Here is a 20,429-nt window from a genome sequence, read left to right as displayed (position 1 = left end):
ATGTCGGCCCGCATTACCCGCCGGGATTCCGCCGATACCGCGGATTCGGAACGGTCCGGAGAGCGGGGGCAGGTGCTCGTCGTTTTCGTCGCGGCGCTCGTATTCCTCCTGGGATTGGCGGCGCTCGGGGTCGATGCCGGATATCTCTACTCCGTACGGCACGAACTCCAGCGTTGCACCGACGCGGGAGCGCTCGCGGGCGCCTCCGCGTTTTTCGCCGGGAACTGGTCGGATTCCCCCATCCGGGCGTTGGCAGGGACGAGGGCGAGGGATTTCGCCGCCAGGGACCGGGTGGCGAACCGGACGCTCGATCCTTCCGGGGATATCTCCGTCGGCTTCCCGGCGCCGGAGCGGGTTCGGGTCGACGCCTCCCGGACCGTAAACCTGTTCTTCTCCCGCATGTTCCTGGGACCTACAAGGACGGTCAGCGCATATTCCGTCGCCGAGGCGTCGGTCGTCAATTCGAACGTCAAGGGGCTGAAGCCGTGGGGAATCCCCTTTCCCTGGGAGGATACGGACGGGAACGACCTGTTCGACCCCGGAGAGACCGTCCACAAGGACTGTCCCGAAGGAGTATCCGACCCGTCCCGGTATTTCTGCCCAGGGACACGGGTGATCCTCAAGATAGGAACTCCGAAGAACAGCCCGAAAAATCCGAATGGCATGCCCTCGCTTCAGCAGGAGCCGGGCCACTTCTTCTGCCTAGCTCTCGACGGCACCGGTGGATCGGTCTACAGGGACACGATCGTGGAAGGAAGCCAAACCGCTTTCGACGTCGGAGAATCGATCACCCTCGAGCCGGGGAACATGGTCGGCCCGACGGTCCAGGGCGCGAGGGACCTTATCGACGCTGATCCGGGTTCCGCCTGGAACGAGGAGTGGAACCGGCCGGAGAGCGACCTCTACCGTGTCGGCGACGATTCGTGGATGAACTCTCCGAGGGTCATAAGGATTCCGATCTACGACCCGGAGGATGCGTTGAGCAACGGGAGGACCGACATGGTGGTGGCTTCGTTCGCGGGGTTCTGGATAGAGAGTATCCAGCAACAGGGGACCATCATCGGCCGTTTCCTGCCGATGCGGTCCTCCGGGATCGCCGGAGCGGCCCCGGGACCCTCCCCAGGCCCGGTGCTCAAAGTCCTTCGGCTCGTGGAGTAGGCGATGCGGGAAAAGATACGCGCGCTCATCATCGAAGCGGACCCGGAAGTCGTCCGTTCCATCGATTTTCTGGTGAGGCAGGCGGGTTCCATCGACTTGCGTTGGAGGGCGTCGTCTATCCGTGAGGGGGCGGACCTTATCCGGGAGAATCGGCCCGACCTGGCGATAGTGGGAGTGAACGGCGATCCGGCATCGGCGATCTCCTCCCTGGCCGGGGAGTTTCCCGGGTTGTACCTTCTGGCGCTGTCCGCCACGGACGACGCGGACTACGTGCTGCAGTCGACGCGAGCGGGTGCGCACGACCTGATCCGGAAGCCCGTCCGGGAGATCGACCTCCGAATCGCCGCGGAAAAGGTCATCCGGCTGCGTTCCGCCAACGCCTCCGTCGACAGGAACGGCGAGATCGTCACCGTGTTCAGCAACAAGGGCGGGAACGGTGCGACGACGATCGCAGCCAATCTCGCTCACGCCCTCGTCCGCTACCACGGCAAGAAGGTCGTCGTGGCGGACCTTGTCCTTGCGCACGGCGACGTGACGATGTTCTTCAACGTGAGCCCCACGTTCTCCGTGATGGATCTCGCCGCGAACGCGGAAAAGGCGGACCCGGAATTCCTGCGCTCTCTCCTGATACGTCACTCATCGGGAGTCGACATACTTGCGGACACGCCGAGGATCGAGGACGCGGACCGGATAACTTCCACACAGATCAGGAATTCCCTTTTCGCGCTTCGTTCCATGTTCGACGTCGTCATCGTCGACACCCCGCACCAGTTCGACGAGAAGACGCTGACCGCTCTCGAGATGTCCGACACGATTCTCCTCGTCACGCTGCTCAATCTGCCCGCGCTAAAGAACACCCAGCGGAGCCTGGAGCTGTTCTGCCGGCTCGGAATCCTGGACGGCCGCGTGAAACTCGTCCTGAGCCGGTATCTTCCCGACGACGAGATCCCGAAGGAAAGCATCGAGGGGATAATGAACTGCCCCGTCTTCTTCGCCATCCCGAACGATTATCCCACCGTGCTTTCATCCGTAAACCGGGGGAAGCTCCTCGCCGAATTCGCACCCGACAAGGAGGTCACCCAGGCCTTCCGGCAAATGGCGGAACTGCTGGCGGGCCGGGAATCGCTGCCTGAAGCGCCGAAAAGGAAGCGGGGGCTGCTGGATCGGGTCCTCCATCCCGCGAGGAACGCCTCATGACGGTCGCCGAATGGCTGGCGAAGAAAAACGAACAGGCGTCCCTTTCCCTCGCCGACTCGCCTGCGCGCAAGGGCAGCCAGGGCGCGGAGGGCCGCCCCTACCAGGAACTGAAGAGCACCATCCACAGGCGGCTGATCGACCGGCTCGATCTTTCCACCGTCGCCGACATCTCCGCGGAGCAGCTCTCCGGGATCATCAAGACGGTCGTGGAAAACATGATCGCCCAGGAAGGGGTCCCGCTCACGCGGTCGGAGAGGGAGCGGCTCATCCTCGAAATCCAGCATGAGACGCTGGGGCTGGGACCGCTGGAGCCGCTTCTCCAGGACCCCGGGATTTCCGACATCATGGTCAACGGTCCGGAGCAGGTGTTCGTCGAGCGGCAGGGGAAACTCGTCAGGACCGAAGTGACCTTCAAGGACAACGATCACCTGATGTCCGTCATCGAACGGATCGTATCCAAGGTGGGACGGCGCGTCGACGAATCGTCCCCGCTGGTGGATGCCCGCCTTTCGGACGGATCCCGCGTGAACGTCATCATCCCTCCCCTGGCGATCGACGGCCCTGCGATGTCCATACGCCGTTTCGGGGCCTCACCCCTGAAGATGGAGAACCTTCTCGTCAACGGAAGCCTGACCGAGGAGATGGCGGCGGCGTTCGACGCCATCGTGCGGTCGCGGCTGAACCTGCTCATATCGGGGGGAACGGGGGCGGGAAAAACGACACTGCTCAACATCCTGTCGTCCTCGATCCCGGTAAACGAGCGGATCATCACCATCGAGGATGCGGCGGAACTGATCCTCCAGCAGGAGCACACTGTGCGGCTGGAAACGCGCCAGCCGAACGTCGAGGGGAAAGGGGCCGTCACTCAGCGGGACCTCGTGCGGAACGCGCTCCGGATGCGGCCGGACCGGATAATCGTTGGGGAAGTCCGCGGAGCGGAGGCGCTGGACATGCTTCAGGCGATGAACACCGGGCACGACGGGTCCATCTCCACGATCCACGCGAATACCCCGCGGGACGCATTATCCCGGATCGAAACGATGGTTCTGATGGCCGGGCTCGAGCTCCCCTCGCGCGCAATCCGGGAGCAGATCAGCTCCGCATTGAACGTGATCGTGCAGGTCTGCCGCATGAGCGACGGGACGCGAAAGATCGTCACCGTCAGCGAGGTCACGGGGATGGAAGGGGACGTGATCGTGTTGCAGGACATTTTCGTATTCGACAGGAAGGGGATCGACCGGGAAGGAAAGGTCGCCGGCGCCTATCGCCCGACCGGCATCCGGCCGAAGTTCCTCGACGCGGTCCACGCCGCCGGGATCCACCTCGGGGCCCAGATATTCATGGCGCGGCAGCGCTGAAAAGGAGAGCGGCATGGTCCTCGTTCCGCTTCTCGTGTTCGCCTCGGTCCTCGTCATCTCCCTCGGCGGATACTTCCTCGTCACCTCCGGCGATACCATGAGCCGCGACGTGAAGCGAAGGCTTGCGCTTCTGTCGCTTCGGGGCATAGAGGAAGCCGATATCCCGAACATTCTCAAGAACGAATTGCTGAGCGACGTCCCCGCGCTCAACCGGGTCCTCGCCACTTTCGACGCCGCCCTGAAAATCGACCGCCGTCTCAAGCAGGCGGGGATGCAGTGGAAGGTGGGCGCCTTCCTGCTCCTCTCCCTTTCGGCTTTCGCCGTCGGTCTCCTGTTCGGAACGGTGGTGCACTGGCCGTTCGCGTTCTCACTGGCCGCCGGGCTGCTGTTCCTTTTTCTTCCGAACGCCTTGGTGAACATCCGGCGAAGACGGCGCCTCCGGACCTTCGTGGCGCACTTCCCGGACGCGCTGGAAATGTTCGCGCGATCCCTGCGCGCCGGGCACTCGTTTACAGGCGCGATCCAGCTCGTTTCGCAGGAGATGCCCGATCCCGTGGGGACGGAGTTCCGGCAGGTATTCGACGAGCAGAACCTGGGGGTTCCCTTGAGGGAAGCGCTCACGGGGATGACGCACCGGATCGACAGCATCGAGGTAAGGTTTTTCGTCACCGCCATCCTGATCCAGAAGGAAACGGGGGGGAACCTCGCCGAAATCATCGACAAGATCGCCCACGTCATCCGCGAGCGGTTCCGGATCGAGGGACAGCTCAAGGTTTTCACCGCGCAGGCCCGCATGACGGGGACGATCCTTGTTCTTCTGCCGATCGGCGTCGCCGTCGCGATCGGCATCCTGAATCCTGAATACATGAAGCCGCTCTGGTTCGAAAAGGCCGGCAAGCTGATGATCGCGCTCGCAGCCTGCATGCAGGTTGCGGGAGCGCTCGTGATCCGGAAGATCATCCGAATCAAGATCTGAACCGGCGGAGGAGACCCATGATATTGTTCATTTCGGTTTCGGTCTTTCTCGCCGCGTCGCTCGGGGCGCTGGCACTGTTCTGGTGGGCGGAAAGCAGGAGGGAATCGCTCTCGAGGCGGTTCCAGGCGGTGCTTGCGGGAGGGGAAGTGGGCGGGGTTCCCCGGTCTTTCGGATGGTGGGCGGAATGGGCGTCCCGGTTCCGCATCGCGAAAAAGGCCGACCCTGCCGCAGGCGAGGATATCGTGGCCCGGGTGACGGGCGACCTCTCCGGCTCGTGGATGCTTCTCAACCAGGCGGGATACCGGAATCCGTCGTCGATCCGGACTTACTGGATCGCAAGAGCGGGGCTCCCCGTCGTTTTCGTCGCCGCGGCCATCCTCATCGGGCGAGCCGTCGGGATTTCCGACCGCGGTATCGCCTGTTTCGCTGCGTTCGTCGCCGCAGGCGGGTGGTTCCTGCCTGTCGCGTTTCTGAAAGCAAGGGCAAGGAAACGGCAGGAGGAGATCATCGACGCGCTCCCGGACAGCCTGGACCTTCTGACGGTGTGCGTGGAGGCGGGGCTCGGGATCAACTCCGCATTCTCGAAGATCGGCGAGGAATTCCGGCTTTCCTGCCCGGTACTGAGCGAGGAGTTCGATATCGTCAACCGGGAGATGGTGGCGGGAAAGCCCCGCGCGGAAGCGCTGCGGGCGCTCGCCGCCCGGACGGGCGTCGAGGACGTGAAGTCCCTCGTCGCCATGCTGATCCAGACGGAGAAGCTGGGGACGAGCCTCGCGCAGTCCCTTCGCGTTCATTCCGATTCGCTGCGCACGCGCCGGAGGCAGCGTGCGGAAGAGGCGGCGGCGAAGACCACGATAAAGCTCGTCTTCCCGCTCGTGTTCCTGCTGTTTCCCGCCTTGTTCATCGTCATCCTGGGCCCCGGCGTTCTCCAGATACTTCACATCCTTTTCCCGGTGGCCCTTGGAGGTAATCCGTAATGAGCCGCATAGCATGGAAGGCAAAAAACCTTACGAGAGACGCACTGCTCGGCGACCGGATCCTGCCTGCGAGGAATTTCCGGTCGCGGATGAAAGGTCTCCTGGGCACCGACGCCCTGCCGGAAGGGGAGGGGCTCTGGATCACTCCGTGCAACAGCATCCATTCGTTCGGGATGCGGTACGAAATCGACGCCATATTCATCGACCGGGACGATCGGGTGCTGGGAATCTACTGCTACTTCGGTAAAAACCGCATCACCCGGCCCTATCGGAAAGCGCGCGGGGTGCTCGAGCTTCCACCGGGGACCGTCTACAAAACCGATACGCAAATCGGGGACATCGTGAGTCTCACCCCGTGGCAATGGAGGGTCTGAAAAAAAGTGCAGAGCGCCCTTGCGCAGGATGTCCGCCTTTCCATCCTTCCCCCGATATGCCCGCGCACAGTCGAGGAAACGGGCTTGTCACCGTCGTTTCTCGTGGAGCTTGTTTCGAAGCAGTTGTACGACGGCGGGGCGATGACGCTCGCCGCCCTTTCGGAAAGGCTGGCCCTGCCGATGAGCGTCGCGGGAGATATCGCCAATTTCCTCAGGAAGGAACGACTCGCTGAAATACGGAAGGGGGGCGACGTCCGGGCGTCCTATGTATTCGCGCTGACGGACCTTGGGAGGGAACGTGCCAGGGAATTCCTTCAGGCCTCGGGCTATATCGGCCCCGCTCCGGTCACACTGGAGCGGTATGCGGACACCTGCCGGAAGCAGTCGGTTCGGAAGATGGCGGTCACAGCCGAGAAGATGGCGAAACGGTTCGAGGGGATCGTCCTGCCTCCCGGCATGCTGGACCGGCTTGGCCCCGCCATGAATTCGGGACGCTCCCTCTTCCTGTACGGCCCCCCCGGCAGCGGCAAGACCTTCATCGCCGAGCGGCTGTCGGGGATCCTCGACGAGCACATTTTCATACCGTACGCGGTTTCCGTGGAAGGCCACGTCATCCGGATCTTCGACCCGGTGAATCACCGTTCGTTCGACGTCGGCGGGTCACTGGACTCCGTCGGGGAGCTCCTGGAGGGAGGCCCCCGCTACGACCGCCGGTTCGCCCTTTGCGAGCGGCCTGTCGTCATCGCGGGAGGAGAGCTGACGCTCGGGATGCTGGATTTGAATTACGACCCGCTGGCCCGCTACTACGAGGCGCCGCTCCAGCTGAAGGCCAACGGAGGCATATTCCTGATCGACGACCTGGGCCGACAGATGGTCCGGCCATTCGACCTGTTCAACAGGTGGATCATCCCGCTTGAAAAAGGGTGCGATTACCTTACGCTCCAGACCGGCAAGAAGTTCGAGATCCCCTTCGACCAGATCGTAATCTTCTCCACCAACATAGAGCCCCGGGACCTGGCGGACGAGGCGTTCCTCCGCAGGCTCGGGTACAAAATCAGGATCGGCTACATCAGTCCGTCCGAATACGTCTCCATCTGCCGGCAGGTGTGCAGGCAGCTCGGCCTGGAGTTCCGGCCCGAGGCGATCCGGCACCTCATCGAAAAGGAACACGCCGCGCGGAAGATCCCCTTGGCGGCCTGCCACCCGAAAGACGTCCTTTCCCGCGTCGTGGAGATCTGCCGGTACCGGGGAATCCATCCACGCCTGGACGAGGACTTGGTCGCGCAGGCATGCCGGGACTATTTCATGGAAATCTGATCAGCGGGAAAAAACGCGCCGCTTCAGAAGATGCCGGGCAGCAGGCGGTACCGGACGCTCGCGGCGTATTCCCGGTATTTCCCGTCCCCCAGAAGCACGCGCTCCTCCGCGAATATCCGCGCCGCCTGGAAGAAGTAAGCCGCCGCGTATACAGCGAGGTTCCGCGGGCTCCAATTCGACAGCAGGAATCCGGCGTGAGTGACAAGGTAACCCAGGTATATGGGGTGGCGCACCCAACGGTAGGGTCCGTCCACAACGACGCCGCGGTTGGCCGCCACGATTCCGAAGCTTCTTCCAAGAGCGGTCTTTCCGTAGATCTGGAATCCCGTTCCCAGCAACTGAAGCGTGAATCCGGCAGCGTCGGGGGCGACCGCGTGCCCGGTGGGTCGCACCATGAGGATAAGGAAGGAACCGGCGATCCCGGCGAACCAGTCCCAGGGGCTTTTCGAGACGGCCGATGACGGCCTTCGGAACACGATCAGGACGACGACGATGCCTTCGGACAACATCCAGAAAAGGGAGGTCAGCTTTCCCGTCTGAAGGAAGCTTTTCCAGAACGCGAAGCACGCGAGCGCGAAATAGGAGGCGGGGACGACCTTTGCGAAAATCTGCATCCACCGGTTTCGCGCCAGATGCATAGGTGCATCCGCCTCGAAGTTGTTTTCCGTACATTCCGCCACGGAGGATGGAACCTGCAGAAAGCGTTCCATTCGACCCGGCGATGGCTATTTGATTTCATTAATTATTTCATATGGATTTGCGTAGACGGAAAGAATGGATATGCCGGCGCGCTGCTCTCGTGGACGGATTTGAAACCGGCTTTACAGAAACAGCCAGGTGACCACTGCGAAGACGGGCAGCAGGATCGCGGTCGAATAAGCCATGTAGCCGAAGAAAGAGGGCATCCGCACCCCGGAAGATTCGGCGATCGACTTTACCATGAAGTTGGGGGCGTTTCCGATATAACTGTTCGCTCCCATGAAGACCGCTCCCGCGCTGATCGCCTGAAGGACCGGCGCGGACACGCCGGCGACATCGGCCGTTCCCCCCATCCCCTGCGCGAGCGAGAAAAAAGTCAGATACGTGGGAGCGTTGTCCAGAAAGCTGGAAAGTGCCCCCGCCGCCCAGAAAAAGTGCCAGGGTTCCGTGACTCCCAGTTCCCCTCCGCGAGCTTTCAGGATAAGGAGGGCAGGTATCATCGTTGCGAAGATCCCCGCGAACAGTATCGCCACCTCGCCGATAGGATGGTACGTGAATTCGTTCTGCCGGCGGATCCAGGCGGGGGTCTTCCATGCGGACAGCCCGGCCGCCGCCAGCATGGCCGCCTCACGCGCCGGAGCGGGAAGAAAAACGGCGCCGATCACCACACCGAGGAGCAGCAGGTTCCTTTTTCCCGCAATCGTGAGCGTCGGCCGCCCCCCCGGTTCTTCCGGCAGCGGGGACCGATCATCCCCCTCCGAGCGGACAGCCATACGGTCGAGAAGGTAGAAAACGGCGATGACGAAACCTGTGGCCGCGAGCCAGAAGCCCCACAGGTTCCGTGCCGTCCAGAAGAACGGGACCCCTTTCAGGTATCCCAGGAAAAGCGGAGGATCGCCGATCGGGGTAAGCGCGCCCCCGATGTTCGCCACCACGAAGATGAAGAAGACGAAGACGTGCGCGGATCTCTTCCGGTGCGAATTCGCACGCAGGAGCGGCCGGATGAGAAGCATCGATGCGCCGGTGGTGCCCAGCAGGTTCGACAGCACCGCGCCGGTCGCCAGGAAAAAGGAGTTGACCCCTGGTGTCCCCCGAATGCTGCCGCCGAGAAGTATCCCCCCCGAGATCGTGAACAGGCTGCCCAGCAGGACGAGGAAGGAAACGTACTCGCACGCCGTGTGAAGCAGCTCGAACGGCGCGGTCAACAAGAACCATGCTGCGACCGGAAAGCCGAAAGCCGCGCTTATCTTACCGAAATGCTTCGACCAGAAAGCGGGGGCGAACAGCGGAAGAAGTGCGATGGACAGAAGGAAACCGATAAACGGCAGAACCGTCCAGAGGGGCAGGGCCAGGCCTGTCGCGATCGAATCGGCGTGATTCACTTGCGCTCCGTTCATCGGAAGTTACGCTCATTCCCCGTAAAGATTTTTCATGACACACGGCCGGTCCGTTCGGAGAGAGGAGGGAGGGGGGGGAAGGGGAGGAGAGGTTGCCCCTTGCCCCCCAAAGGAGCGGGTTCCGACGCGGCACCGATTACAGGGCTTCTTTCCCCCGCTCGCCCGTGCGGATGCGCACGACCTCCTCGAGATCGTAGACGAAGATCTTGCCGTCTCCGATCTTGCCGGTCCGGGCGGTCGTCTGTATCCGTTCCACAACTGCGGCAACCGTTTCGGCGGGCACTGCGACTTCCACCTTGACCTTCGGGAGGAAGTCCACCACGTACTCGGCGCCCCGGTAGACCTCGGAGTGTCCCTTCTGCCGGCCGAATCCCCTGACCTCGACCACGGTCATGCCCGTTATTCCTATCTCGTTCAGCGCTTTCTTTACGTCGTCGACCTTGAACGGTTTTATTACTGCTTCAATTCTTTTCATACGACACCTCTTGAGCTCTCATTCCCGCAGGCGAGGTCGCGGGCACGGCCGCGGGCGCCAGGGGAGCTGATCCGATCGGGAGCGACCGGACGCTGAAGTCCGGGTAAGCGCTGTTTCCATGCTCGTGGAAATCGAGCCCTTCCATCTCCTCTTCCTGACTCACGCGGATGCCGCCGGAGAGGAGCTTCGTAACGAACCAGAAAATCATGGAGAGGCCGAAGACCGCGACCGCGATCAGCCCCACGCCCATGAGCTGCGGACCGAGCTGCGCCAGTCCACCGCCAAGGAGGAGCCCCTTCTTCGCCGCGGCGGCGGCCGGACAGACGGTTGGATCTGCGAAGAGACCGAGCGCGATCGTTCCGAAGACGCCGTTGGCGAGGTGAACCGCGGTGGCTCCGACCGGGTCGTCGACCCGAACCTTGTCGAAGAAGAGGACGGCGAGGACCACCAGGGCTCCCGCGATCAGGCCGATGATAAGAGAACTGGGGACGCTCACGAAGGCGCAGGGCGCCGTGATCGCCACCAGTCCCGCGAGGCAGTCGTTCAATGTCATTCCGAAATCGGGTTTTCCGAAAAGGATCCAGGCAAGGATCATGGAGGACACCGTCGCGGATGCGGCAGCCACGTTGGTAGTGGTAGCCACATGGGCGATGGACGCCCCATCGGCCGCCATGGTGGAGCCGGGGTTGAATCCGAACCATCCGAACCAGAGGACGAACACGCCGATTGCCGCGGAAGTCATGCTGTGGCCCGGAATCGCGTTCACCTTGCCGCCCGGTCCGTACTTGCCGATGCGGGGTCCAAGCATGATAATCCCGGCGAGAGCCGCCCATCCGCCGATCGAGTGGACGACCGTCGATCCTGCGAAGTCGAGGAACCCCTTGCTCGCCAGCCAGCCGCCGCCCCAGATCAGGTGCCCGCCGACGGGGTAAATGACTCCCACCATGAAGAACGTGAAGATCAGGAATGCCTTGAACTTGATCCGTTCGGCCACCGCACCCGACACGATCGTCGCGGCGGTGCCGGCGAAGACGAGCTGGAAGAAGAACTTGGCCCACAGCGGCACGCCCGTCCAGTTGAGGGCGTGATAGACGCCCTTGTATGCGTCTCCCATCGCCGGGCTGTTGTCGGCGCCCGAGGCGAAGAAGAGGCCCTTCAGGCCCACGAGCCAGTTCCCGTCCCCGAACATGAGCCCGAAGCCCAGGATGATGAACGCGAGGGAGGAAACCGCGAACACCACGAAGTTCTTGAATAGGATGTTGACCGTGTTCTTCGCCCGGCAGAAGCCCGACTCCACCAGTGCGAAGCCGAGGTTCATGAAAAAGACCAGGAAGGCTGCAATCATGGTCCAGATGGTATCCATCGCGACCTTCTGGTTGGCGATGGAGTCCGCCATTTCCTGGGTGAAGGCAGGCGGAGGGGCAGGTGCTGCGGTTGCCGCGGCAGGTGCCGCTGCCGTGCCTGCGGGCGCCGCCGCAGGAGCTTCTTCGGCCAGGACGGGCAGCGCCGTGCCGATGCCGACGAGCAGCGCCATGAGAATCAGGAAGGCCGTCGTTGCTTTTCTCAATAGCTTGTTCATCGCAGTTCTCCTTCTTCACGCCCGCCCATCGGGCAGGACATGGTAGTGGGTGTTACGGGAAATTGATGTCGACCTGAACGGTGAAGGTGTTTTGTCCCGCGCGTTCCTTGTTGTTATAGATGTCGTACCCGAATATCACGCTGACGTTCTTCGCGAAGGCCCAGGAAAAGGCGACGTTGGTGGCTCCGTAGGCGTTCTTGCCCCCCTGGTGATCCACGGCGAACCACAGTTTGTCGGAAATTTCGCTCATGGTCCGATCCCATGAAAGCAGGAGGCCGCTGTCGTCACCCTTGACCCCGTTGATGTCGTATACGCCGGCCACGGAGGCTTTCTTGTTCAGCCCGTAATACCCGGCGGACAGGCGTCCGATGACCGGGAATGTCTTGGCGACAAGCCCGTAGTAGATATTCGCGTCGGTGCCGGTCTTCGTGTAGACGCCGTCGCTGGCCTCGCCTTTTTTAAGCCCGATGTTGTACATGCCGACCGCAACCGCCGGCTTCCACGTGTTGTCTTCCGGCGTGCCGATCTTGAAGTGGCCGTAGAATGGGTACTTGTCGAGACCGGCGGGGGTGTTTCCGCCGCCCCACATGAGGTCGAATCCAATTTCCGCCTGCAATTTCTCGAACGGGAGCACGCCGACCGTCGGTCCGACGATATACATCGGTCCAAGCGCCGAGCCGTCGGAGATCCCGAAATAGCCGACGTTGCTCGAGGGTTCCTTCTTCGTGCGGACGTATGAGTCGATGTTCAGGTGGAACGTCTTGTAGGGCTGGATGTCCGTGGACGGAATCCAGATCTGCGTGGACGGCGTCGCGTGGGCCGTCCCGGCGGCGACTGCGCATGACAGCGCCGCCGAAATCACGTAGCGTAGAATCCTGCGATACGGTGACCTGGTTTTCATCGGTTCCCCCTCTTGGAAAATATGGTTGGTCGGGTTCAGAGCAGGAGACGTGCCATGCCCTGAAACCGGGACGGCGCTCGCATGGAACAGTTCGACATCATTGATGAACCGGGTCGCGGAAGCGTTGCAGGGGAACAGGGACGGCCTACCCCGACGCCAGACAATTATGTCGTAATTACGACAACCATGAGGTGGGACAAAACCAGGGACGTTCTTAAAAACTCAGGACAAAAACAGGGACGTTCTTAAAAACTCGGCAGATTGAGAAAGGGAAATCGGTATCGAATTTTTAAGAACGTCCCTGTTTTTGTCCTGAGTTTTTAAGAACGTCCCTGGTTTTGAGGTTTCCAGGGGGAGGAGAGGGAGTGTTTCTTCATCTTGTAAGCCACCTGGCGGGGGGTCCAGCCGAGCAGTTTGGCGGCGCGGGCGATCACCCATCCCGTGCCATCCAGCGCTTTCCGCAGTTCTTCCTTTTCCATGGACAGGAGGTACTCTGCTTTTGACCGCGATTCCACCTGCTTGCCGGCAGCCAACGGGGAAGCCGTAGCGGCGGCATCCGGGACGGAGGACGGCTGCGGGGTTCCAACCTCCTGGGCCGAAAACGTACGGACGGGGCGAGGGAGGTCGGAGATGCGGACGATGGGCGCCTTCGCCATGACGACCGCGCGCTCAGTGAGGTTTTCCAATTCGCGGACGTTTCCGGGCCACCGGTATTCAACCAAAAGGTTCAGCACTTCGGGAGAGAAGGAAACGCTCTTCCCGTGCTCCTTGTTGAACCGCTCAAGAAAGTGCTCAGCCAGCGGGATGACGTCCTCGCGGCGGTCGCGCAGGGGCGGCAGGTAGATGGGGATTACGTTCAGCCGGTAGAACAGGTCCTCCCGGAACCGCCCGTCTTCCACCATGGTCTCGAGGTCGGCGTTCGTGGCGGCGATGATCCGCACGTCCACCGAGATCGTCTTGTTTTCCCCAAGTCGCTCGAACTTCCGTTCCTGGAGCACGCGAAGAAGTTTAACCTGCGTCGGGAGCGGGATGTCGCCAACCTCGTCCAGGAAGATCGTCCCGCCGCCGGCCTGCTCGAATCGCCCTTTGCGCTCTTCGATGGCCCCGGTGAAAGCCCCGCGCTTGTGGCCGAAGAGTTCCGACTCGAGGAGCGTTTCCGGGAGCGCTGCGCAGTTGACGGTGACGAACGCCCCCTCGGCGCGCGGGCTCGCGAGGTGGATCGCGCGGGCGATCCGTTCCTTTCCCGTGCCGCTCTCGCCGCGAAGGAGCACCGTGGCCCGGGATGAGGCCACGCTGGTGACGGAGGCGAAGACCTCCTGCATGCGCTTGCTCTGCCCGACGATGTTCTCGATCCGGTACGTTTTGCGGATCGTCTTCTCGAACTCCTGCCGCTGCTTCTGGAATTCCTCCTGCAACCTGCCTATCGCGGCGTGCAGTTTGAGCGCCTGGCCGATCAGGCAGCCGATTACCGTGAGTGTCCGGGCGTCTCCTTCCAGCGCCTGCGTCCCGGCCCTGCCGATCCGCTCGGCGGTGAGGACCCCGAGCGCCTCGGCGCCGATCTTGATGGGGACGGATATGTAGGAGAGCGGCTCTTCCGTTTTTACGTGCGCGCGCGTCTTGTCCAGGAACGAAGGCTCCTGGCGGACGTCGGGGATTGCGATCGGGCTGCCGGATTTCATCGTCTTGCCGACGATCCCTTCCCCCCAGACGTAGCGGGCGCGGTCCCGTTCCTCCGCAGTGTACCCCGTAGATATTTCCATGCGGATCTCCCGGGTCGCGGCGTCGGGAAGATGGATGGCTGCGCGGTCGAACCCCAGGATGCTCTGAAGGGTCCGCAGCGATGTCCCGAGGGCGCGGGGGAGGTTCTGCGTCGACGTAAGGATTTTCCCGACTTCATAGATGGCGGATATTTCCGCCTTTTCCGGAACCCGTCGCTGGTTCATGCGCCAATTATAGCGTGGAAGAATATATAATGCGGTCGATCTTCTTGCGCTGCGAAAGCGATTCGGGAGGTGGGCGAAAAAATGGCGAAACGAACGTCGCGATATCTAAAGGGCGCGAGGATTCTCCCGCCTCCCGTCCGGAAGGATATCAAGGCCGCCGACCTGGTCGACCGGTTCTTCCTGGCGTACAACGCCGGCCGGCTGAGGGAAGGGGCCAGGCTGCTGGCGGAGAAGATGCTGCGACCGGAAGTGACGGTGGGGCTTTCCCTGTCGGGCGCCCTCACCCCTGCGGGCCTCGGCGTCTCGTGCATCGTTCCCCTCATAAAGGCGGGGTTCGTGGACTGGATCGTGTCGACGGGGGCCAACCTGTACCACGATGCCCACTTCGGCCTTGGAATGGAAATGCACGCCGGCTCGCCGTTCCTCGACGACCGCGCCCTGCGCGACGAGGGGGTAGTCCGCATCTACGACATTCTCTTCTCCTACGAAGTGCTCCTCGACACGGACGCCTTCTTCCGCGAGGTTCTCGACGCGGATGAATTCCAGGCCGAGATGGGTACGGCCGAGTTCCACTACCGCCTCGGCCGGTACATGGCGGAACGCGAGAAGGCCCTCGGGCTGGGCGAGGTGAGCATCCTCTCCGCCGCGCACCGGTACGGGGTACCGGTGTACACGTCCTCTCCGGGGGACTCCTCCATCGGGATGAACGTCGCCGCGATGCGGTTGACGGGCCGCGGCGCGAAGATCGACGTATCCGCCGACGTCAACGAAACTGCGGCCATCGTGCTCGGGGCGAAGAAGTCGGGAGGATTGAGCGCCGTGTGGATCCTGGGCGGCGGCTCTCCGAAGAACTTCATGCTTCAGACCGAGCCTCAGATCCAGGAGGTGCTTGGGATCGAAGAGAAGGGGCACGATTACTTTTTGCAGGTCACGGACGCCCGTCCCGACACGGGTGGTCTTTCGGGCGCCACCCCATCCGAGGCGGTTTCCTGGGGGAAGGTGGATCCGGATCGCCTTCCCGACACCGTGGTCTGCTACCTCGATTCCACGGTGGCGATGCCTCTTTTGACTGCATACGCGCTGGCCCGCGCGAAGAAACGGCCGCTCCGGCGGCTCTACGATCGCCGCGGGGAACTCCTGTCCGATCTCGAAAGGAAGTTCAGCCGCGTGCTGGGTGCGCAAAAAGCGAGCACCCGCCGGGACGGACAGAAAAGGACGAGCTGAAGGAAAAGGGCTGCGGAGGGATTTCGGGTTGCGGCGCTTTCCATAAGATTGCGGAACGGAAAAGGCCGGGATGGACGCCCTCCCGGCCTTTTCCGTAACATGTGACGGCCGGCGGCTGTCGAAGCCCCGGCTCTTTCTTCTTGAGATGGCCCGCTTTAGTTACCTGGCGGGCGCCGCTTTCGGGTTGTTGAACAGGTAAGCCACTCCGACGATCGCTCTCCACTGGGGAGCTCCCATTCCCTTGCTCAGCCCGCCGCCTCCGCCGACCTGCCAGGTCCAGCCCGGGGTCCACTCGTTACGGTAAGCCGCAAGCAACTCAAAAGGTGAAACGACCGTGTGGTCGAACGGTTTTTCTCCGATCGTCTCCCCGTTGATCTCCGCAACCAGCGATTCCTTCTTCGACAACTTGTAATCAGCCCCCACGCCGTACTGGATCCAGGTGCTGTAGTTCTGCGTGGCGGGGTTGCCAACCTGCTGGACACCAAGGTTTGCCAGGAAGGTCAGCTTCGGGCTGTGCGTCAGGTGGCCCGCAAGTTTCCCTCCGACGCTGAACTTGCCTTCGGATAGAAGGTATTCGTCGTTTCCCGAAGGGAAAATCACATACGGGACGAAAGCCAACCCATATGTGGGGCGGGAAAGGAACTGCCATTTCCCGTTAACCTTGATATCGCCGATGTTGTTGTTCGTATTCTCTTCGCCCCGTACGTTTGAACCGTTCAGCAACAGGTTGAAGGGGACATCTATCCCGACCTGGAAGTCTTTGCAGAACCCGTAGGCGGCCGCGAAGTCCAGGGTGGCGAGGTCGTGAACGCGTTCCGTCTGCACGGTCAGGTTGTTGATATCCCCCCGGTTAAGAGGCCGCTTCGATATGTTCAGCGTGGACACGAACGCCCAGTTTCCCGCACCCAAAGGCTGATCGGAATCGAGAGTCAGCGTGCCTGACCCGTCGCTCGTCGGGTGATACCGCTGCGCCTTCGGCACCAGGTCGCCTGCGGATGCGGGAAGCGCCGCAGCCAGGCACAGGATCAGGAGGAAAAGAAAGGAGAGAAGCGCGGGCTTCATAAGGGAACGCTTCTTCCCGTGCATGCGTTTCAGTATCCACACCGGGAGCAGGAACATCATGAAGTAGAGCGTCGTGAGCGCGGCGCCGGACCACGGCCCGCCTGGGCCGTTGCCCCCCTTGTCTCCGACGGCGAACACGGTCCCGCACCAGCCGTTCCCCAGGGCGTCGTTTCGTAAATCGAAGCCGCTGGTGGCTGTCCCCGTCTGTGGAGCGGCCTGGGAACGGAACCCGTCGAGATAGACGTGTCCCGCATGGCCGCTGTACCGGCATCCGGCCGCCGACGCTTCGATCCGCAGGATGTCGCCTACCGCCACGTTGTCGGAGATGTTAACGTCCACGTCCTGCCAATCCAGCCAATACCAGTCCGTATTGGTGGTATTGTCGGTTCTCCAAGTGATTCCGGGCTGCCCGGAATAGTAGAACCTGTCGTACAAGGTGGTGCCCTGCGTCACGTTCTTGAAGCTGACGTGGAAGTACGACTGGCCCGCGGGTTCGTGGGCGGACTCCGTCACGGCGGCCCATGAAAAACGAAGGTAGAAATTGCCGTCGGGATCCCTGTCTGATTCAGCCAGGGCGCTTTCCTGGTAAATGCGCGTCGCCTTGCGGCCATCGCCGAATGTCGTCCCTTGCCCCGAGTAGTTGACGACGGCGGAATGCGTGCCGTATTTCACCGACGGGAGCAGAAATGCCATGTAATCGGTTCCGCTTCCGGAAGTGACGTTGTCCCACGTATGAATGGTGTCATGCCCACCCGGCGAATAGGTGACGGTTTCCGCAATCGGAATTCCGTCTCCGTCCAACACAAGTCCATCGCTGTTAAATCCGTTTTCCACGGTCCATCCGGTGAACGTTCCGTCCTCGAATTCTCCGTTCGTGAACAGCGCGTACGCGGTAAAAGGAAGCGAAAGCAACAAGCCTAACGCGACGATCAAGAGCTTTTTTTTCATGGTTACCCCTCCGTCGAATGACGCTCAGATTTGGGATTTCCTGAAGCGGTAATGCGGGCAGACCTATACAGGTGGCACGTTATCCCCTCAATATCGTTTTACCGGTGATTAAGTGCATCAACGGTGGAATGAATACAAAATCAGTAGCGAATTGCGTGCCATTTTTAAAACATTCCGGTTCATAATTATTATCGTTTATTAACAAGGTCTTATTAGTGCAAATTGACAATATCGATTGCTCCGGGACAAGAAATACACTGCCCATATTGGGAAAATAATTGCCTAAATGAGTTGGGAGAGGATCAGTTTTGGATTTAAAATAAGAGCTGGTTTTCTGTTTAATATTGAGCTTTTATGCTGTAAGCCAGGTGAAGCAGCAGTTTGCCGGTGGCCCAGGCATCGCCTTCAGCACGGTGGAAGGAGGTAGCTATTCCCAACTCCCTGCACACCACCGAGAGGGAGTGGTGGCTGAAACGTCCGGATTTCCGTGCCAGTTGCAATGTGTCGATGACACGGTTCGGCGGCCACGCTCCCCCGGCAAGCCGTGCTTCGGAACGCAGGAAAGAGAGGTCGAACGGCGCGTTGTGGAAAACGGTGATATCGTCCCCGATGAAGGAGACGATTTTCGGATACAGGTCCGAAAAAAGAGGGGCGCCCGCAACCATCGGATCGGTTATCCCGTTGACGGCGGACGCTCCCGGCGTGATGGAACGAAGGGGATCGACGAAGGAAACCAGCGAATCGATGACGTTCCCGCGCAGGAATTTGAGCAGGGCTATCTCGCAGACGCGATGGCCGTACCCCGGATCGAGGCCGGTGGTTTCCACGTCGATGGCTATATACGGACCTTCCGCTACCCTATGCACGATTTCGTTCATACTCTGGATCATTATATATTCGTGCCATCATTGTATTATGGAATTGAGGTCGGCTGATTCATGCCCCGTCTGCCATGCTACGAAGGAGAAGCCCGCAGGATTGAAATGATTCGCGATGGGAGAAAGGTGGCGCTGGTCACCGGCGGAGGCCGACGGATCGGGGCCGCGATCTCCCTGAAACTTTCCCGGGCAGGATATTTCGTCGTCCTTACGTATCTCTCCGGCCGGCGGGAAGCGGTGTCCCTCGCAAAGGAGATCGGCGGAAAAGCTCGACCCCTCGACCTTGCGCGCCCCGAAACATTCACGAGGCTGAACCGCGTACTCGATAAAGAATTCGGCCGCCTCGACCTTCTCGTCCACAACGCCGCCGTTTTTCCTCGCACGCCGTTGGATGCCGTGTCCCGACGGGATTGGGACGCGGTCTTTGCGGTGAACCTGCGAGGCCCGTTCTTCCTGACGCGCAGCCTGCTTCCGCTTCTCGGGCGGGCTCCCGAAAGCGGGACGGTCGTTTTTATCGGAGACGCGGGGGCGGGGCAGCTCTGGCCGTCATATCTTCCGTATTGCCTTTCGAAGCTTGCCCTCGAAGCGCAGGCCGGCGCATGGCGGAAAACGCTCCCGCCGGGCATCCGCGCCGGAGTGGTGCGCCCCGGGCTGGCGCTGATTCCGGACGGCTTCCCGGAGGAAACATGGCGGAATCTATGCGCGCGAAATGGGCCATCGAAAATCGATTCGCCGGAAAAGATCGCGGAGGCCGTGTTGCGGTTCGCACGCGGCGGAAGATATAATTTTCCTCACTCTCCCCGGCTCGGACAGGAGGAACGCATGCAGAAATGGAGATGCATCCCGTGCGGCTACATCTACGATCCGGAACTCGGCGACCCGGACGGCGGCATTGAACCTGGAACACCGTTCGAAAGCATCCCGGACGATTGGGTATGTCCCCTGTGCGGCGCGTCCAAGGACGATTTCGAGATGGCGGAGGGATGACCGGCATGGCGACACTTACGATAGCGCCGGGCGTCCACTGGGTAGGAGCGAAGGATCCTGCACTTGCGATTTTCGACATCGTCATTCCAACGGAATACGGGACGACCTACAACGCGTACCTTGTTCGGGGGAGCGAGAAAACCGCGCTGATCGACTGCGTAAAGCGTCCATTCGCGGATGAGCTGTTCCGCAACATCGCCGAGTTCCTTCCGGTGGAGAAGCTCGATTACGTCGTCGTAAACCATTCGGAGCCGGACCACGCCGGGGCGCTCGTGGACCTGCTGGAGCGGAACCCGGGGGTGACGGTCCTTCTCTCCCGCGCCGCCAAGACGTTCGTCGACAACCTGGTCAACGCGGGGTTCCAAAGCCGGATTATTTCCGACGGCGAGGAACTTCCGCTCGGCGGGAAGACGCTGCGGTTCATAAATGCGCCTTTCCTGCATTGGCCGGACACCATACTTACCTACCTGGTGGAGGACAGGATCCTGTTTCCGTGCGATTTCCTGGGGGCGCATTTCTCCAGCAGGGAGTTCTATGCCGACGAGCTTCCCGAGCCGAAGAAGGCGAGAGATGCGTTCGAATTCTATTACGCCACCATAATGCGCCCGTACAAGGAGCATGTCCTTAAAGCTTGCCTGCGGCTGAAAGACCTTCCCATTTCGGTCATCGCTCCGTCCCATGGGCCGATCCTGCGGAAGGACCCCCGTTCGTATATCGATTGGTACGAAGAGCGGGCGTCCATCCTCTCCCGTGTCACGGAAACGAAGGTCGCCATCGTCTACGCTTCGGCGTACGGAAACACGGCGGCGATGGCCGAAAAGGTGGCTGAGGGCGTCCGGGCGGCTGGCCTCGTGCCGGTCCTGATGAACGCGGTGGAAGTCCCCATGGAGAAGATCGTCGACGAGTTCGAGACCGCCGCGGGATTCCTGTTCGGAACTCCGACGCTGAACGCGAACGTCCCGCAGCCGATCCTTCAGCT

At 61.5% G+C, this 20,429-nt stretch carries 18 protein-coding genes; 10 read left to right on the top strand and 8 right to left on the bottom strand.

From position 1 onward, the window contains the following. From HY896_06505 to HY896_06475, 7 genes are read left to right on the top strand one after another with little or no spacing between them, the layout of a single operon-like run. On the top strand, nt 1–1,158 hold the full coding sequence (locus tag HY896_06505; protein ID MBI5576001.1) for a hypothetical protein: 1,158 nt from the start codon (nt 1–3) through the stop codon (nt 1,156–1,158). A 3-nt stretch (nt 1,159–1,161) separates the two neighbouring features. Further along, nucleotides 1,162–2,355 (top strand): AAA family ATPase, encoded by a 1,194-nt coding sequence (locus tag HY896_06500; protein ID MBI5576000.1) that lies wholly within the window; start codon nt 1,162–1,164, stop codon nt 2,353–2,355. Further along, nucleotides 2,352–3,713, top strand: a complete 1,362-nt coding sequence (locus tag HY896_06495) for a CpaF family protein (GenBank protein ID MBI5575999.1) — start codon at nt 2,352–2,354, stop codon at nt 3,711–3,713. Before HY896_06500 ends, HY896_06495 begins: the two co-directional genes overlap by 4 nt. A 13-nt stretch (nt 3,714–3,726) precedes the next feature. Further along, entirely contained in the window at nt 3,727–4,689 is a 963-nt protein-coding gene (locus tag HY896_06490; protein ID MBI5575998.1) for a type II secretion system F family protein, read from the top strand. 17 nt (nt 4,690–4,706) lie between these two features. Continuing rightward, nucleotides 4,707–5,666 (top strand): type II secretion system F family protein, encoded by a 960-nt coding sequence (locus tag HY896_06485; GenBank protein MBI5575997.1) that lies wholly within the window; start codon nt 4,707–4,709, stop codon nt 5,664–5,666. Further along, nucleotides 5,666–6,040 (top strand): DUF192 domain-containing protein, encoded by a 375-nt coding sequence (locus HY896_06480; protein MBI5575996.1) that lies wholly within the window; start codon nt 5,666–5,668, stop codon nt 6,038–6,040. Before HY896_06485 ends, HY896_06480 begins: the two co-directional genes overlap by 1 nt. A 6-nt stretch (nt 6,041–6,046) precedes the next feature. Then, complete coding sequence (locus HY896_06475) at nt 6,047–7,357, top strand: ATP-binding protein (protein ID MBI5575995.1); 1,311 nt, start codon at nt 6,047–6,049, stop codon at nt 7,355–7,357. Between the two features lie 23 nt (nt 7,358–7,380). Here HY896_06475 and HY896_06470 read toward each other — a convergent pair whose 3' ends face one another. The 6 genes from HY896_06470 to nifA form a co-directional block, all read right to left on the bottom strand. After that, complete coding sequence (locus HY896_06470) at nt 7,381–7,995, bottom strand: isoprenylcysteine carboxyl methyltransferase (GenBank protein MBI5575994.1); 615 nt, start codon at nt 7,993–7,995, stop codon at nt 7,381–7,383. Between the two features lie 183 nt (nt 7,996–8,178). Then, nucleotides 8,179–9,453: a sodium:proton antiporter gene (locus tag HY896_06465; protein ID MBI5575993.1), complete on the bottom strand. Its 1,275-nt coding sequence runs from the start codon at nt 9,451–9,453 to the stop codon at nt 8,179–8,181. Between the two features lie 136 nt (nt 9,454–9,589). Further along, nucleotides 9,590–9,928: a P-II family nitrogen regulator gene (locus HY896_06460; protein MBI5575992.1), complete on the bottom strand. Its 339-nt coding sequence runs from the start codon at nt 9,926–9,928 to the stop codon at nt 9,590–9,592. Then, a complete protein-coding gene (locus HY896_06455) occupies nt 9,915–11,462 on the bottom strand; it encodes an ammonium transporter (GenBank protein MBI5575991.1) in 1,548 nt (515 codons plus the stop codon). The genes HY896_06460 and HY896_06455 overlap by 14 nt, the downstream gene beginning before the upstream one ends. A 97-nt stretch (nt 11,463–11,559) precedes the next feature. Further along, on the bottom strand, nt 11,560–12,381 hold the full coding sequence (locus tag HY896_06450; GenBank protein ID MBI5575990.1) for a hypothetical protein: 822 nt from the start codon (nt 12,379–12,381) through the stop codon (nt 11,560–11,562). A 347-nt stretch (nt 12,382–12,728) separates the two neighbouring features. After that, entirely contained in the window at nt 12,729–14,351 is a 1,623-nt protein-coding gene (nifA, locus tag HY896_06445) for a nif-specific transcriptional activator NifA (GenBank protein MBI5575989.1), read from the bottom strand. Between the two features lie 81 nt (nt 14,352–14,432). Here nifA and HY896_06440 point away from each other — a divergent pair, with 81 nt between their 5' ends. After that, nucleotides 14,433–15,575: a deoxyhypusine synthase gene (locus HY896_06440; protein MBI5575988.1), complete on the top strand. Its 1,143-nt coding sequence runs from the start codon at nt 14,433–14,435 to the stop codon at nt 15,573–15,575. Between the two features lie 159 nt (nt 15,576–15,734). Here the strand turns inward: HY896_06440 and HY896_06435 are convergent, their stop codons facing one another. Beyond that, nucleotides 15,735–17,585, bottom strand: a complete 1,851-nt coding sequence (locus tag HY896_06435; GenBank protein ID MBI5575987.1) for a hypothetical protein — start codon at nt 17,583–17,585, stop codon at nt 15,735–15,737. A gap of 338 nt (nt 17,586–17,923) precedes the next feature. Continuing rightward, nucleotides 17,924–18,463, bottom strand: a complete 540-nt coding sequence (locus HY896_06430; GenBank protein MBI5575986.1) for a 3'-5' exonuclease — start codon at nt 18,461–18,463, stop codon at nt 17,924–17,926. A gap of 105 nt (nt 18,464–18,568) precedes the next feature. Between HY896_06430 and HY896_06425 the strand changes: the two genes are divergently transcribed. Then, on the top strand, nt 18,569–19,450 hold the full coding sequence (locus HY896_06425; GenBank protein ID MBI5575985.1) for an SDR family oxidoreductase: 882 nt from the start codon (nt 18,569–18,571) through the stop codon (nt 19,448–19,450). 5 nt (nt 19,451–19,455) lie between these two features. After that, nucleotides 19,456–20,429, top strand: a 974-nt coding sequence (locus HY896_06420) for an FprA family A-type flavoprotein (protein MBI5575984.1), incomplete at its 3' end; no start/stop codon positions are given.

It is taken from the genome of Deltaproteobacteria bacterium (assembly GCA_016218975.1).
Classification (GTDB): domain Bacteria; phylum Desulfobacterota; class Deferrimicrobia; order Deferrimicrobiales; family Deferrimicrobiaceae; genus JAENIX01.
Note: the sequence above shows the minus strand (reverse complement) of the source record. Positions and strands in the feature narration are given on the sequence as shown.

What these genes read in the sequence shown, in the direction of transcription:
- HY896_06495 (MBI5575999.1), top strand. Translation starts at nt 2,352, where the DNA reads ATGACGGTCGCCGAATGGCTGGCGAAGAAAAACGAACAGGCGTCCCTT.
- HY896_06480 (MBI5575996.1), top strand. Translation starts at nt 5,666, where the DNA reads ATGAGCCGCATAGCATGGAAGGCAAAAAACCTTACGAGAGACGCACTG.
- HY896_06435 (MBI5575987.1), bottom strand. Translation starts at nt 17,585, where the DNA reads ATGAAAAAAAAGCTCTTGATCGTCGCGTTAGGCTTGTTGCTTTCGCTT.
- HY896_06430 (MBI5575986.1), bottom strand. Translation starts at nt 18,463, where the DNA reads ATGAACGAAATCGTGCATAGGGTAGCGGAAGGTCCGTATATAGCCATC.
- HY896_06485 (MBI5575997.1), top strand. Translation starts at nt 4,707, where the DNA reads ATGATATTGTTCATTTCGGTTTCGGTCTTTCTCGCCGCGTCGCTCGGG.
- HY896_06505 (MBI5576001.1), top strand. Translation starts at nt 1, where the DNA reads ATGTCGGCCCGCATTACCCGCCGGGATTCCGCCGATACCGCGGATTCG.
- HY896_06465 (MBI5575993.1), bottom strand. Translation starts at nt 9,453, where the DNA reads ATGAACGGAGCGCAAGTGAATCACGCCGATTCGATCGCGACAGGCCTG.
- nifA (MBI5575989.1), bottom strand. Translation starts at nt 14,351, where the DNA reads ATGAACCAGCGACGGGTTCCGGAAAAGGCGGAAATATCCGCCATCTAT.
- HY896_06425 (MBI5575985.1), top strand. Translation starts at nt 18,569, where the DNA reads ATGATTCGCGATGGGAGAAAGGTGGCGCTGGTCACCGGCGGAGGCCGA.
- HY896_06490 (MBI5575998.1), top strand. Translation starts at nt 3,727, where the DNA reads ATGGTCCTCGTTCCGCTTCTCGTGTTCGCCTCGGTCCTCGTCATCTCC.
- HY896_06455 (MBI5575991.1), bottom strand. Translation starts at nt 11,462, where the DNA reads ATGGCGCTGCTCGTCGGCATCGGCACGGCGCTGCCCGTCCTGGCCGAA.
- HY896_06470 (MBI5575994.1), bottom strand. Translation starts at nt 7,995, where the DNA reads ATGCATCTGGCGCGAAACCGGTGGATGCAGATTTTCGCAAAGGTCGTC.
- HY896_06460 (MBI5575992.1), bottom strand. Translation starts at nt 9,928, where the DNA reads ATGAAAAGAATTGAAGCAGTAATAAAACCGTTCAAGGTCGACGACGTA.
- HY896_06440 (MBI5575988.1), top strand. Translation starts at nt 14,433, where the DNA reads ATGGCGAAACGAACGTCGCGATATCTAAAGGGCGCGAGGATTCTCCCG.
- HY896_06500 (MBI5576000.1), top strand. Translation starts at nt 1,162, where the DNA reads ATGCGGGAAAAGATACGCGCGCTCATCATCGAAGCGGACCCGGAAGTC.